This window comes from Simplicispira sp. (assembly GCF_028687295.1).
Lineage (GTDB): Bacteria > Pseudomonadota > Gammaproteobacteria > Burkholderiales > Burkholderiaceae_C > Simplicispira > Simplicispira metamorpha.
Window position 1 is genome coordinate 1 of record NZ_JAQUAL010000095.1, and the last position, 11,912, is coordinate 11,912.

General features: G+C 66.3%; 10 protein-coding genes. 1 reads left to right on the top strand and 9 read right to left on the bottom strand.

The annotated features are described in order from the left end of the window. The coding region (locus tag PHX69_RS11075; protein ID WP_288043745.1) for an EamA family transporter at nt 1-398 on the top strand (398 nt) is incomplete at its 5' end. Nucleotides 399-428: 30 nt separating this feature from the next. Here the strand turns inward: PHX69_RS11075 and PHX69_RS11080 are convergent. From PHX69_RS11080 to PHX69_RS11120, 9 genes are all read right to left on the bottom strand, one after another. Next, nucleotides 429-3,101 carry a bifunctional diguanylate cyclase/phosphodiesterase gene (locus tag PHX69_RS11080; protein WP_288043747.1) on the bottom strand — a complete coding sequence of 891 codons (2,673 nt, stop codon included), beginning with the start codon at nt 3,099-3,101 and terminating at the stop codon, nt 429-431. Between the two features lie 18 nt (nt 3,102-3,119). Beyond that, the gene (locus PHX69_RS11085) at nt 3,120-4,220 is read right to left on the bottom strand and encodes a TRAP transporter substrate-binding protein (RefSeq protein WP_502958520.1); all 1,101 of its coding nucleotides are present in this window, start codon (nt 4,218-4,220) and stop codon (nt 3,120-3,122) included. 165 nt (nt 4,221-4,385) lie between these two features. Then, complete coding sequence (locus PHX69_RS11090) at nt 4,386-5,219, bottom strand: SDR family oxidoreductase (RefSeq protein ID WP_288043749.1); 834 nt, start codon at nt 5,217-5,219, stop codon at nt 4,386-4,388. A 23-nt stretch (nt 5,220-5,242) separates the two neighbouring features. Beyond that, nucleotides 5,243-6,169 (bottom strand): DMT family transporter, encoded by a 927-nt coding sequence (locus tag PHX69_RS11095; RefSeq protein ID WP_502958521.1) that lies wholly within the window; start codon nt 6,167-6,169, stop codon nt 5,243-5,245. A 31-nt stretch (nt 6,170-6,200) separates the two neighbouring features. Next, the gene (locus tag PHX69_RS11100; protein WP_288043751.1) at nt 6,201-7,487 is read right to left on the bottom strand and encodes a DUF3422 family protein; all 1,287 of its coding nucleotides are present in this window, start codon (nt 7,485-7,487) and stop codon (nt 6,201-6,203) included. A gap of 149 nt (nt 7,488-7,636) precedes the next feature. After that, nucleotides 7,637-9,148: a tripartite tricarboxylate transporter permease gene (locus PHX69_RS11105; RefSeq protein WP_288043752.1), complete on the bottom strand. Its 1,512-nt coding sequence runs from the start codon at nt 9,146-9,148 to the stop codon at nt 7,637-7,639. An 18-nt stretch (nt 9,149-9,166) separates the two neighbouring features. Beyond that, the gene (locus tag PHX69_RS11110) at nt 9,167-9,655 is read right to left on the bottom strand and encodes a tripartite tricarboxylate transporter TctB family protein (protein ID WP_288043753.1); all 489 of its coding nucleotides are present in this window, start codon (nt 9,653-9,655) and stop codon (nt 9,167-9,169) included. Between the two features lie 108 nt (nt 9,656-9,763). Next, nucleotides 9,764-11,560, bottom strand: coding sequence for a type IV pilus assembly ATPase TfpB (tfpB, locus tag PHX69_RS11115; protein WP_288043754.1), 1,797 nt, complete (start codon nt 11,558-11,560; stop codon nt 9,764-9,766). Nucleotides 11,561-11,564: 4 nt separating this feature from the next. After that, on the bottom strand, nt 11,565-11,912 hold a 348-nt coding region (locus tag PHX69_RS11120), incomplete at its 5' end, for a spermidine synthase (RefSeq protein ID WP_502958522.1).

Genomic DNA, 11,912 nt, shown 5'->3' on the forward strand with positions numbered 1-11,912 from the left:
TTTACAGCTGGCTGCTGGTACGCACCCGCGAGCCCGCCAGCGTGCGCAGCGATTGGGCGGCGTTTTTGATGGCACAGCTGATTTTTGGGCTGGGCTGGTCGGGCCTTTTCACCAGCGTGGAGTGGGCGCTGGGCCCGGCGCACCCGCACATCCAATGGGGCTGGCCGCTGGCGGCGGCGCTGGCGTTCATTGCCACCTGCCCGGCGCTGCTGGCCTACCGCAGCTGGGGCATTGGCGTGCAGCGCGCTGGCCCAGCGGTGGCGGGGTTCTTTACCAACCTCACGCCGCTGTTTGCGGCAGTGCTGTCGGCAGCGTTTCTGGGCGAAATGCCCCGGCTGTACCACGCCGCAGCGTTTGTGCTGATCGTGGGCGGCATTGTGGTGTCGGCCCGGCGCTGAACGCGCGCTGGCGCACCTTGCACGGCACCGCTACAACAGAGCGACGCCCCCGCCAGGCGCCGGGGACGGCCAGAGCGGCGGCTGGGCTTCCAGGTCGGCCACCGGCATGGGTCGGCCCAGCAGATACCCCTGGTACAGATCGCAGCCATGCAGGGCGAGAAATTTCTTTTGCGCCTCGGTTTCCACACCCTCGGCAATCACTTCCAGCTCCAGGTTGCGCGCCATGCCGATGATGGTCTGCACGATCACGTCATCGGTGGGGCGCACGCCCAGGTTGCGCACAAACGACTGGTCGATCTTGATCTGGTGCAGCGGCAGCCGCGTCAGGTAGGCCAGCGAGGAGTAGCCCGTGCCAAAGTCGTCCACCGAAAAACGCACACCCTTGGTGCGCAGCTGGTGCATTTTGGCGATGGTGTCGTCCACGTTATCGAGCATCAGCGACTCCGTCAGCTCCAGCTTGAGCAGGTGCGCAGGCGCGCCCGTTTGTTGCAGCATGGCAATGACCTGCTGGGCAAAATCGGGCCGGCGAAACTGGCGCGCACTGACGTTGATCGACAAGCGCAGGTGGCACAGATTCGCCTCACGCCCCCAGGCCACCAGCTGCTCGCAGGCACTGCGCAGCACCCAGTCGCCCATGGCCACGATGAGGTCGCTTTCTTCGGCCACGGCGATGAATTCGCCGGGCGTTACCAGGCCGCGCTCGGGGTGCTGCCAGCGCAACAACGCCTCGGCCCCGACGATGGCGCCCGCCAGCGTGTACTGCGGCTGGTAGTGCAGCGTGAACTGCTGCAACACCAGCGCGGTTTGCAAGTCGGTCTCCAGTTGCACGCGCTGGCTGATGGCGGTCTGCATCCGGGGGTCGAAAAAGCACAGGCCGTTGCCATGCGCTGCCTTGACCTGGTACATGGCGATGTCGGCACGCTTGAGCAGTTCTGCCGCAGACTGGTCGTTGCCTGCCCACAAGGTCGCCCCCATGCTGCAACTGCCGTGGTAGGTGTGCGTGCCCAGCAGATAGGGCTGGGCCAGGCTGTGCAGGGCGTTTTCGCCCACCTGGCGGGCCAGTGTGGCGGCCTCGTCAGGGCTGGCCGCCAGGTCGGTGAGCAAGATGACGAACTCATCGCCCCCCAGCCGGGCCACGGTGTCGGCCTGGCGCACACAGGCGCGCAGGCGCTGCGCCACCTGCTGCAAGAACCGGTCGCCCATCTCGTGGCCCTGGGTGTCGTTGAGGCCCTTGAAATCGTCCAGATCGAGAAACAACAGCGCCCCATACTGGCCCGTGCGCTCGGCCGCCACGGTGGCCTGGGCCAGGCGGTCCAGCAGCAGGCGCCGGTTGGGCAGGCCGGTCAGGGGGTCGTAGAAAGCCAGGTGCTCGATCTCAGCGCTGGCGCGGCGCAGGTCGCTCACGTCGTGGTAGGTGATGACCAGGCCCCCCTCGGGCGTGGTGCGCTCCACGATTTGCACACTGCGGCCACTGGGCAGCAGCAGCTCAAATGTGCCCTGCGGGTTCAGTTGCTCCAGCAGGCGCAGCTCTACCCAGCGCTGGCGCTCTGCCGCGCTGGCCTGGGGCAGTTGGTGTGGGACGGTGGCCTCCAGCACATCGCGAAAACTGACGCCATGGGCCAGCATGGGCACCAGCCACGGAAAAAACTCCTCGAAGCGGTGGTTCCACTGCCGTACCCGGCGCCCGGCATCCAGCAACATGAAGCCGCTGACCATGGACTCCAGCGCCTGGTCCAGCATGGCCTTGGACTGTGCAATGGTCTGGCGCGCGTTGGCCATGCGGCCCAGGTAATCCAGCGCAAAGCCTGCCACGGCCAGCACCGTCAACCCAAAGGCCAGGGCCACGGCCAGGATGATGTGCTGGTGCATTTGCCACCCTGACAGCGCCGCTGCCCGGGGCAGGCTGGCAGAAATCCACAGCGCCGGGTGCAATGTGGGGCGCACCTGCACCAAAGCGGGTGTGGCGCTCAGGCGCGCCACCATGTCCCAGTCCACAGGGGAGGCCGACAGGCGGTGCAATGGCACGGGCGAGGTGTAGTCATGGCCCCAGGGCGGCTCGGGGGTGCTCAGTATCAGGCGCCCCTCGCGGTCTTCCAGGGTGACTTCCAGGCCCTCAATGCTTCCGCCTTGCAGCAGCACCGACGTCAGCATGGCGGCGGGCACTTCGGCCAGGGCCAGCAGTTGGGTGCCATCGGCCAGGGGCACCGGGCGGGCAAAGTACAGCACCTGCTCGGCACTGGCCTGGCCCACCACGGGCGAACTGACCAGGGTGGCTGGCAGCTCTTGCGCCATCGCCTTGGCAAAAAAACCGTCGGGCAGGCGCAGCGGCACCTGCTCGGCGGCGGCATCCGATGAGGCCAGCACCCGCCCTTGCGCGTCCAGCAGCGCAATAAAGCGCACCAGCAGGTTTTGCCGTGCGGCGCTGCGCAACCAGCGGCTGGTCTGCCAGGGCTCCATCGCGCCGGCGGCGCTGCCCGAAAGCAGCAGCAGCTCTTCCGTGCTGGCCAGCAAAATATCAATGGCCAGAAAGTTGCGGTTGAGTGCGGCCTCTGACACTGCCATGAAACGCTCGACCTGGGCCTGGCCGTCTTGCAGCGCGTTGTGCCGACCACTCCACGCCAGCGATGCAGCAGTCATGGCCAGCGCCAGCAAAAACAGCGCAGCCAAAGTCCAGACGGCAATTTTGGTACGCAGAAAACCCATGGCGGCCCTTGCAGGTGGTCAGTACGTGGTGGGCGCTGGCAGGCCACGCGCTGGCCCGATGGTCTGGTTCCAGACCTGCGCGCAAGACCGACCGCAGCGCTGCAACCAACGCGGCAGAACCACGGTGGCAAAAAGCGTCTGGCGCTGGCGATCGTCTTGCGCAGACACGGGCACCAGCGCCATGTCACCGCGCTGCTCGGGGGCGCAGGTGCGCGCGCCGGTGTTGCAGGCGATGCCCTCGGCGGTGTCGCGCTGCGCGGCCTCCCAGATGGAAGCCTCCAGCCGGGGCAGTTCGCGGCGCAGCAGGGTGCGCAAATCGGGGGGCAGGCCCTCCCAGGCGCGGCGGTTGGCCGCAAAAATGGCCAGTCCCCAAGTCAGGGGCATGGGGTAGAGGTGGGTGCTCAGGCGGTGCAGGCCCAGCGTGTTGCCCGACAGGGTACCGGTCACGGCGCAATCGACGGCGCCCGACTGCATGCTGGCCGCCACCTGGGAGAAGTCTGTGAACACGGCCATGGCCCCCAGGGCTTCGACAAAATCGGCTTGCCCGCTGGAGGACACGCGCACCCGGCGCCCCACCAGATCGGTGAGCCCGGACAGTGGTTTGCGGCAAAACAGCACCTGGGCCGGGTAGACGTACACGGCCAGCGCCTCGACGCCCTGCTGCTCGCGCAAGTTTTGCTCCAGGTACGGGCGAAAGGCCGCCAGACTCTGGCGCAGGCTGGCCATGTCGGGGTTGAGGCCGGCCAGGTCGGGCGCCGTGTAGCGCGGGTACTGGGCGGCCAGCGATGCCATAAGCACGGTGCCAAACGGCACCACGCCCAGTTGCAGCAGGCGCAGCATCTCCTGGCCGGGCACGCCTGCACGGTCAAAGGGCACGATCTCGGCGCTGAAGCGGCCAGCGCTCAGGCGCGGCAGGGTTTGTGTCCAGAAGGGTTCTTCCCAGCGTTTGTACTGGTTCACGTTGGCCAGCCCGCCCACCACGCGCATCTGGTAGGGCTTGGCAGCGGCATCAGAACGCGGCGGTGCTGCGGCGAGAACGGCTGCCTGGGCTGGCGCAGCAGCGTGCAGCACGGGAGGCGACAACGCAGAGGGCAGCACATGCCCGTGCGCAGAGGGCATCGCATGTCCGTGCGCAGACCAGGCCGCACCGTACAAAGCGCCCAGCGCAAGGCCACGCACCCAGCGCTTTTTCCACAAACTGCAATGGAGCATGGAATCCCCCTCCCGTTGGCAATTGCCTGTTGTTGACCTGGCTGCATCCCGAAAACAGGGGGACGCACCCGGTCAGAAAGCCCCTGGGTACGCACCGCCATCGGCCAGCAGGTTTTGTCCGGTAATGTAGCCCGCCTGCATGCTGCACAGGAAAGCACAAATCGCACCAAACTCTTCTGCCGTGCCAAAACGCCCCGCCGGAATGGTGGCCACCTGTGCGGCACGCACCGCCTCCAGGGGCTTGCCGGTTTTGGTGGCGGCGCCCTGCAAGGTGGTCTGGAGGCGGTCGGTATCGAACTTGCCGGGCAGCAAATTGTTCACCGTAACGCCCTGCCCTGCCAACTTGGGATTGCGCGCCAGGCCCGCCACAAAGCCGGTCAGCCCGCTGCGCGCGCCGTTGGACAGGCCTAGGATGTCGATGGGCGCCTTGACCGCGCTGGAGGTGATGTTGACGATGCGGCCAAACCCGCGCGCGGCCATGCCGTCTACGGTGGCCTTGATGAGTTCAATGGGCGTGAGCATGTTGGCCTCGACGGCGGCGATCCACTCGGCACGGCCCCAGTCCCGAAAATCGCCCGTGGGCGGGCCGCCCGCGTTGGTCACGACGATGTCAAAGCTGCACCCCGGCCCGCCCGGCACATTGAAGGCGGCCTCGCGCCCGGCGGGCGTGGTGATGTCGGCGGCCACGGGGAGCACGGTGGGGATATGGTCTTTTTGGCCTCTGGCGCCCGCTGCACTTGCGCCAGCAGCTATCAAATCTGAAGCAGCCAATGCCAGCGCATCGGGGTTGCGTGCGTTGATGACCAGGTTCACGCCCTCGCGCACCAGCGCCTGCGCGCAGCCCAGCCCCAGTCCTTTGCTGGCGCCGCACACCAGCGCCCATTTGCCTGCAATACCCAAGTCCATCGCCCACTCCCTTGTAGAAAAAATCACACCCGGCGCGGTGCGCGGGTGAACACAAAAATACCGGCAATCACCAGCGCAGTGCCTGCGGCCACCCACAGCGTGAACGGCTCGTCCAGCAGCCACGCGCCCATCAGCAAGGTGGACATGGGGCCCACCATGCCGGTCTGCGCGGCAGCGCTGGCGCCAATGCGTTCGATGGCCATCATCACCAGCAGCACGGGCACCGCCGTACACAGCGTGGCGTTGAGCACCGACAGCCACAGCACCTGGGGCGCCACCAGCGCCGCAGACCAGGGTCGCAGCAGCGCAAACTGCAACAGGCACAGCACACAGGCCACGGTGGTGGCCAGCCCCACCAGGCGCAGCGCGCCCAGGCGCTTGACCATCTCGCCGCTATAGACCAGGTACACGGCATAACTGAGGGCGCTGCCCAGCACCAGCACCGCGCCCCAGGCGGCGTGCGCGCCCTGCTGGCCGCGCAGCTCCATGCCAAACACCAGCACCACGCCGCAGTAACTCAAGGCCATGCCCAACGCCTGGCGGGCGCGAATGCCCCGGCCATACAAGGCCCAGCCCAGCAGCAGCACGATGGTGGGGTTGAGGTACAGAATCAGCCGCTCCAGGCTAGCGCTGATATAGGCCAGCCCGGCAAAGTCCAGAAAACTGGCCAGGTAGTAGCCCGACACCCCCAGGCCCAGCACGCCCAGCCAGTCGCGCTGCGCCAACGGCGCCTGGCCCCGGCTGGCCCACCAGGCCATGGCGGCAAAAATGGGCAGGGCAAACAGCATGCGGTACATGATGAGCGTGACCGCATCCACCCCATGCCGGTAAGCGAGCTTGACGATGATGGCCTTGCCGCTGAAAGCAATGGCCCCAAGCACGGCAAAAGCCAGTCCAAGCGCTCTCTTTTTGGTAGCTGCTTGCGCTTGATGCGATGGGGCTGGAGGCACTTTTGATGCTTTATGTATACACCAGCGCAGCTCAGTGCGGAAACAACCGGTGGTGCAGGCGCCGCAGCGACCACCACACGCTCAGCGACACCACCGGGATGGCCAGCGCCGCCGTCGTCTCGGGCGCCAGGGGCCAGCCTATGCCTTGCGCGCCCTTGGCCAAATAGCTCACCAGCCCGACGATGTAATAGGTGATGGCGGCCACCGACAGCCCCTCGACGGTGGACTGCAATTGCAACTGCAAGCCCTGGCGCTGGTTCATGGTGGCCAGCAGGGCGTGGCTGTTCTCCTGCTGCTCGATTTCTACGCGCGTGCGCAGCAGGTTGCTCATGCGCGAGACGCGCTGCGACAGCGCCTCCTGGCGGCGCGCGGCCCACTCGCAGGTACTGCGCGCAGGCGAGAGGCGCCTGTCCATGAACTCGCGGATGGTTTGCAGGCCCGCCAGGCGCGACTCGGCCAGGTCAGCGATGCGCCGGTCGACCAACTCAAAATAGGCTTTGCTGGCCGAAAAGCGCGAGTGCGTGGCCGCGTACTGGCTCTCGACCTGGCCGGCCAGGCGCGTCAGGCGCTCCAGCAGGGCGGGCTCGGCGTGGCGCTGGGCGGTGCGGATGGCGTCTGCCAGCTCGGCCAGTTCGCGCTCGGCGCTGGCCAGCACGGCGGCGGCTTCGCGCGCAGCGGGCAGGCCCAGCAGCGCGGCCATGCGGTAGGTTTCCACCTCCAGCAGGCGCTGCACCAGGCGGCCCAGGCGCCGGGGGGTCATGCCGCCCGTCAACAGCACCATGCGCGAGTAGCCGTCGGCGTGCAGGGCAAAGTCGGTATAGACCTCGCCATGGCCATCGGCCACCGTAGAGGCGATCAACGAGTCCTCGTGCAGCACATGGGGCACCAGCGGGCTGGCGCCAAAGGTCTGGGTGGACAGCACCCACAGGTGCAGGCTGCACAGGCACTGGCCAGGCAGCGCCGCCAGCCACTGGTGGGGCACAGCGGCCACAGCGCCCACGGGTTCGCGCTCGCCAAAGCCCTCGGCGGGCATGGGCACGGCAAACGTCCAAGTCACAAACTCGGTGTGCAGCTCCCAGCGGATGCGAAACGCCCCCAGGTCCAGGCGCAAATGGGTGGCCTGGGCATCGGGCAGGGGCTGGTGGCGCTCGCGCAGCAAATCGCACAGGTGCGCGCGGCTGGCCTCGCGCCCGGCCGCATCGGCCAGCATGACCAGGTGCGAAATGGCCACGGGCGCCGTGATGGCCTCGGGCGGGCGGGCGTGGATTTCGTTGTGCAGCAGGGCGCGCTGCGGGTGTTGCGCTGGGTGGGGGGCCATAGGCAAGGGTGAAGTCAGGGTCGGCAAAAAACAGCCTGCCATTTTGCGGCTGAATACCCCGTCTGCCGGATGAAAGCTGCGCGCCAACGCAGCAACGGCACCCGAAGGTGCCGTTGCGAGGGGGAATCCATCAGCGCAAGGCGCCGACATCAATCTTCTACAAAAGCCTCTTCACGCTTGTTCTTCACCGCAGGCAGCAGCACGATGACGATCAGCAAGGCCGCAGCCGCCAGCAAGCCAGCCGACAGGGGGCGCGTGACAAACACGCTCCAGTCACCGCGCGAGAGCAGCAGTGCGCGGCGCAGGTTTTCTTCCATCATCGGGCCCAGAATGAAGCCCAGCAGCAGCGGCGCAGGCTCGGCCCCCAGCTTGTGGAAGATGTAACCGATCAGGCCAAATCCGCCCACCATCCACACGTCAAAGGTGTTGTTGTTGGTGGAGTACACGCCAATCGCACAGAACAGCACGATGGACGGGAACAGCCAGCGGTAAGGCACCGTCAGCAGCTTGATCCAGATGCCGATGAGCGGCAGGTTCAAGATGATGAGCATGGCGTTGCCAATCCACATCGAGGCGATCAGGCCCCAGAACAGATCGGGGTTGCTGGTCATGACCTGCGGGCCGGGCTGGATGTTGTGGATGGTCATGGCGCCCACCATCAGCGCCATCACGGCGTTGGGTGGAATGCCCAGTGTCAGCAGCGGGATGAACGAGGTTTGCGAACCCGCGTTGTTGGCCGCTTCAGGCGAAGCCACGCCACGGATGTTGCCTTGGCCAAAGGGGACTTCGCCAGGGTGCAGCTTGGTCTTCTTCTCGATGGTGTAGGCCGCAAAAGAGGCCAGCAGCGCACCGCCACCAGGCAAGATGCCCAGCGCCGAGCCCAGCGCCGTGCCGCGCAGCACAGCGGGCGTCATGCGCTTGAAGTCTTCCTTGGTGGGGAACAGGCCCTCGACCTTGGCAGTGAACACCTCGCGCTCGTCGTCGGGACGGGCCAGGTTGGCAATGATTTCACCGTAGCCGAACACGCCCATGGCGATGGCGACAAAGCCGATACCGTCGGTCAGTTCAGGGATGTCGAACGAGAAGCGGGCCACGCCCGAGTTCACGTCGGTGCCCACCAGGCCCATCAGCAGGCCCAGCACAATCATGGCCACCGCCTTGAGCAGCGAGCCCGAAGCCAGCACCACGGCACCAATCAGGCCCAGCACCATCAGCGAGAAGTATTCCGCCGGGCCGAACTTGAAAGCCACTTCGGTCAGCGGCGGTGCAAAGGCCGCCAGAATCAGCGTGCCCACGCAACCGGCGAAGAACGAGCCCAAACCGGCTGCCGCCAGTGCGGGCCCAGCGCGGCCCTTGCGGGCCATCTGGTAGCCGTCGATCACCGTCACCACCGAAGCCGATTCTCCCGGCAAGTTGACCAAAATGGCCGTGGTGGAGCCGCCGTACTGGGCGCCGTAGTAAATACCGGCCAGCATGATCAGCGCCGACACGGGTGGCAGCGCATACGTGGCGGGCAGCAGCATGGCGATGGTGGCCACCGGGCCAATGCCGGGCAGCACGCCAATCAGCGTGCCCAACAGGCAGCCGATAAAGCAGTAAATGAGGTTTTGAAACGTGAAGGCGACGCCGAAGCCGAGCGCCAGGTTGTCAAACAATTCCATGGTGTCAATGCTCCTGGATCAGCCGGCGATGAAGCTCGGCCAGACGGGAAACTGCAACTTCAGTGCCCATACGAATGCCACGTAGCTGCCCACCGCAAGCACGGTGGCCAGAATGAAAACCTCTTTGGCGTTGAAGGTGCTGCCCGCCAGGCTGGAGATGAAGGTCAGCCCGTAAATGGCCACGATCAGGCCCATGGCCGGAATACCCAGGCTGGGCAGACCCGCCAGCAAGATGCCAAAGGCAAAGTTGGCGGCCAGGATGAAGCCCAGCGGCTTCCAGGCCCATTTGCCGATCTTGTCGCCATCGACCGTCTCGATCACGGTGGCCTTGAAGGCAATCACCGTGCCAATCACGGCCAGCAAAATGCCCAGCACCAGGGGGAAATACCCCGGGCCCATGCGCGCACCCGTGCCGACGTTGTAATTGGTGGCCCCCCAGGCAAAGGCCACGCCGACACCCATGAACATGAGGCCGGAAAAAAAGTCTTTTTGACTCTTGATTTTCACGAAACTGTCTCCCAGACTGAAAGCACAAGCGGCAGATTCTCTGCGCAATCCCGGGGGCGCCCCATGTGGATTCCACCTACAGTTTTTATTGGTAGTTACCCTGATTTCTTAGGGCTGCGGTGTAGCCGCTATCACCTCTTCCAGCGTGGTCAGGCCCTGCGCCACGCGCAGCGCGCCCGCCATGCGCAGGGGCCGCATGCCGTCTTGCACGGCACGCCGGCGCAGTGCGTCCAGCGAGGGCTCGCTGCCAATGCCGTCACGCAGCGCCTCGCTGACCGTGAGCAACTCGTACAAGCCCATGCGGCCCCGAAACCCGGTCATGCGGCAGTCCACGCAGCCCACTGGCTTGTAGGGGTGGTAGCTGCCGGTGAGCTTCCAGGGCTTGACGGCATCGGTCAGTGCGGCCAGCGGCGCATCGGGGTCGGGCTGCTTGCATTGCACGCACAGGGTGCGCACCAGGCGCTGGGCCAGCACGCCCAGCAGCGTGGCGTTGAGCAGGTAGGGTGGAATGCCCAGCTCCATCAGCCGGGTGACGGCGCTGGGGGCATCGTTGGTGTGCAAGGTGCTGAACACCAGGTGGCCCGTGAGCGCAGCCTGCACGGCCATTTCAGCCGTCTCCAGGTCGCGGATTTCGCCCACCATGATGATGTCCGGGTCTTGGCGCAGCAGCGCCCGCACGCCCTCGGCAAATGAAAAATCGAGCTGCGGCTGCACCTGCGTCTGGTTGAAGCTGGGCTCGATCATTTCAATCGGGTCTTCGACGGTGCTGACGTTGACCTCTTCGGTGGCCACGCGCTTGAGCGTGGAGTACAGCGTGGTGGTCTTGCCCGAGCCGGTAGGCCCCGTCACCAGAATGACGCCGTGGGGCCGCCGGATCAGCCCCTCCCAGCGCTGTGCGTCGTGCGGAGAAAAGCCCAGCGCATCGAGGTCTTTGACGGCGGTGTCGGGGTCAAAAATACGCATCACCATTTTTTCGCCAAACGCGGTGGGCACCGTGGACAGGCGCATTTCCACCTCGTCGCCGCGCTGGTTGCGCGTTTTGATGCGGCCATCTTGCGGGCGGCGCTTTTCCACCACGTCCATGCGCCCCAGCAGCTTGACGCGCGCCACCATGGCATTCATCACGCCCAGCGGCATCTGGTAGACCGGGTGCAGCACGCCATCGATGCGAAAGCGGATCACGCCCTGCTCGCGCCGGGGTTCGAGGTGGATGTCGCTGGCGCGCTGGTCGAAGGCGTATTGCCACAGCCAGTCCACCACCTTGACCACGCCCTGGTCGTTGGCGTCGAGCTGCTTGTTGCTGCGGCCCAGCTCCACCAGCTGCTCGAAACTGCTGGCGCCCGCACTGCCACCGGCTTTTTGCGCGGCACGCACCGATTTGGCCAGGGCAAAAAATTCAGCGGTGTAGCGCTGGATGTCCTGCGGGTTGGCCACCACGCGGCGCACCGGGCGCTTGGCCTGGCGCTCCACCTCGGCCACCCAGTCGTCAATGAAGGGCTCGGCGGTGGCCACCACCACCTCTTTGGTCGTGACCTGCACCGGCAGCACCTTGTGGCGCTCGGCGTAGCTGGCGCTCATGGTGTCGGCCACCTTGCCCACGTCCACGCGCAGCGGGTCGATGCGCAAATAGGGCAGGCCCACGCGCTCGGCCAGGTACTGCGTGAGCATCTCGATGTCCAGCGGCTTGCCGTCAACGGCGCGGGACATGGCCACGCTGGCCAGGCGCACCAGCGGGTGCTGGCGGCTCTCGGCCTGGGAGCAGCGGGCTATCGTGCGCTGGGCCTCTTCGGGGGCAATCACCCCGTCGGCGTGCAACCAATCGACGATGCGGCGCCAGTCCAGCGGGCCGGGCGGCGGGGCACCCAGTGCAGCGGGGGCGGGGTCGTGTGCAGTGGTGGTGGTCATGGCATCAGTCGGTGACGGGCTTGAAACCGCGCACCCATTTGGCGGTGGGCAGGCCCCAGCGTTCGCGCACTTGCTCGCAGCGTGCGGCCAGCTCGCCACGCTTGAAGCGGCTGGGCGTGCGCTGGGCCAGCACGATGGTGTTGCCCTCGCGCGTGGGCTTGAAGGCCCACAGGGCGTCTTCGCCAAAGGCGGCAGCGATTTTTTCCAGGCTCTGGGCGTAGCTGGAGCCACGGCCAAACAGGTTGACGGTCATGCAGCCCTCGTCGGTGAGCAGGGCGCGGCAGTCGGCGTAAAAGTCGGCGCTGTCGAGCACCGGGGCGGCGGCGTTGTCGTCGTACAAGTCCACGGCCAG